We start from the raw sequence: 1530 nt of genomic DNA on the forward strand, positions 1-1530 counted from the left end.
GGAGTAGGGCGGCAGAAAGAGCACTTCCACACCCCGCTCGGCCAGCCAGCCAACCACGCCCGGCAGTTTATGCACCGAGATATTATCCCGCACCAATAGCGCTTTCAGGCCGTGCACGCCCAGTGCCCAGACGATGTCAGTCTCTTACCTTTACCACGCCGTAACAGCACGGCTAAACCCTGTTGGGGACAAATCCCGGAACCGCTCGCAAGAGCAGCTCCTTTCCTTATGGTTTAAGGGAGCCACCCCGAACCTGATTGGTTAAGGGTTAAGCTCTTGCGGGTTTACTTTGCAATTCAATTTTTGAAGCTTAATAATGATTCTTTTTTCGGCCCCGTTTTTCTCTGGTAGCAAAGACATAAAGCACCTATTACCGGCAATGCTTCGCCGCCGTAAGACGGAATGGATAGGGAAGGACATTTTGGATGTGCCCGCTGGCAATGGTGACACATCTCAATTGTTGCTCGAACTAGGTGCTAAGGTGACGGCGTCTGACCTCTACCCCGAGTTTTTCCGCTACCCGGATATTCCCTGTGTCAAGGCTAATTTGAATGGTGCGTTACCATTCGCAGCGGCTAGTTTCGATGTAATCATCTGTCAGGAGGGCATTGAGCACATGCCTAATCAACTGCATCTTTTTCAGGAAATAAACCGGGTGCTGCGGCCAGGTGGACGAGCTATTATTACCACGCCTAACTATTCCAACCTGCGCACTCGTCTGAGCTATCTGCTGCTGGAGAGTGAGGCCTATAAGCTGATGCCCCCTAATGAGGCGGATTCGGTTTGGGCTTCGGAACACGCGCAAACGATTGACGATGTGTACCTAGGCCATATTTTCTTTGCCAACATAACCAAGCAGCGGGTATTAGCCGCGCTTTCCGGCCTCCATATTGTGGAAGTTCACCCAACCCGGGTGAACTACACGTCGCTGGCCTTGCTCCCCTTCTACTACCCCTGGATGAGCTTAGCTGGTTGGCTGGCGCGGCGGCGTGGCTTGCGGCGCGGGCAGCCGTCTCCCAAACGGGCAGCAGCTTATTCCGAGCTGGCTCAACTAAACCATAGTATGACCGTGCTCACGGGAGGACATCTAATGGTGGAATACGAGAAGCGTGCGGAAGCCCCTGAAGTAGTGGCCGAGTTGGGGGGGCTACTGAATCTGGCAACAGCTAAAACCTAGTCTGGTGGGCCTGGACAAGGTTTTACCCAGCAGTAAACTAATTTAAAGTTGGGTGTAAGCAGCGAGTGGGCAGCACGAAAGAGGCAGTAAATGAGCCCTTAGCCGTTTACTTTTGTCCTAATTTACGTCTCCTTCTTTATCCTTGGTGCAGCAGTACTATCGTTCCGCTCATCTATCGTAGCACTTGTTGTGGCTGGCGTCGCTCGCGGGCGTCGTCAAACCAGTTGTGCGCATCTTGGCTGGTAATCCAGCTGATGGCCTCTTACCGGGCCTGCTCCACGGGGCTGAAGTCGGGGGAGTAGGGCGGCAGAAAGAGCACTTCCACACCCCGCTCGGCCAGCCAGCCAACCACG

The 1530-nt window shown here is 53.9% G+C and carries 1 protein-coding gene; it reads left to right on the plus strand.

Features of this window, described 5'->3' with window-relative positions; all coding sequences use genetic code 11:
- Nucleotides 1–316 precede the first annotated feature (316 nt).
- Nucleotides 317–1177, plus strand: coding sequence for a class I SAM-dependent methyltransferase (locus BMY67_RS18685; protein ID WP_092774305.1), 861 nt, complete (start codon nt 317–319; stop codon nt 1175–1177).
- Nucleotides 1178–1530: the final 353 nt, after the last annotated feature.

The organism is Hymenobacter actinosclerus, from assembly GCF_900111515.1.
GTDB lineage: Bacteria > Bacteroidota > Bacteroidia > Cytophagales > Hymenobacteraceae > Hymenobacter > Hymenobacter actinosclerus.

Bases quoted from the DNA above. Each gene is read 5' to 3' on its own strand.
- BMY67_RS18685 (WP_092774305.1), top strand. From the start codon at position 317: ATGATTCTTTTTTCGGCCCCGTTTTTCTCTGGTAGCAAAGACATAAAG.